Source organism: Gardnerella vaginalis (assembly GCF_001546455.1).
In the GTDB taxonomy this organism is placed as follows: domain Bacteria; phylum Actinomycetota; class Actinomycetes; order Actinomycetales; family Bifidobacteriaceae; genus Bifidobacterium; species Bifidobacterium vaginale_B.
In genome coordinates, this window is sequence record NZ_KQ956809.1 from 1 (window position 1) to 607 (window position 607).

Sequence of the window (607 nt, forward strand, 5' to 3'; positions counted from 1 at the left end):
TTGGCTATGATGCGCAAGAGTGTTAATCCTGTTTTGCGGGCTGTGAGTTGGTTCTTTATTTGGTTTTTCCGTGGTACGCCTGTTTATACTCAGCTTGTTTTTTGGGGTATGTTTGCTGTTCTTGTTCCTAAGTTGAGTATGGGTATTCCGTTTACGTCTATTGAGTTTTTCTCGATTGATTCTAATGTTGTTATGACTTCTTTGAATGCTGCTGTGATTGGCTTGTCTCTTAATGAGGCTGCGTATTTGTCGGAGATTGTTCGTGCTGGCTTGGAGGCTGTGGATGCTGGTCAGGTTGAGGCTGCTCAGGCTTTGGGTATGGGTAGGTCTTTGACTATGCGTAGGGTTGTTTTGCCTCAGGCTATGCGTATTATTGTTCCGCCTTTGGGTAATGAGACTATTGGTATGCTTAAGACTACGTCTTTGGTTTTGGCTGTGCCTTTTACTTTGGAGCTTCAGTTTGCTACTAATGCTGTTGCTAATCGTATTTATAAGCCGATTCCGCTTCTTATTGTTGCTAGTGTTTGGTATTTGGTGATTACGTCTGTTTTGATGGTTTTGCAGGTTATGTTGGAAAAGCATTTTGGCAAAGGATTCGAAGCAAAAG

Annotated in this window: 1 protein-coding gene; it reads left to right on the forward strand. The window is 42.3% G+C overall.

Translation table 11 applies throughout. From position 1 onward, the window contains the following. Positions 1-607 (forward strand): amino acid ABC transporter permease (locus HMPREF3216_RS01050; protein ID WP_155639663.1); only part of this gene is annotated, 607 nt, incomplete at both ends.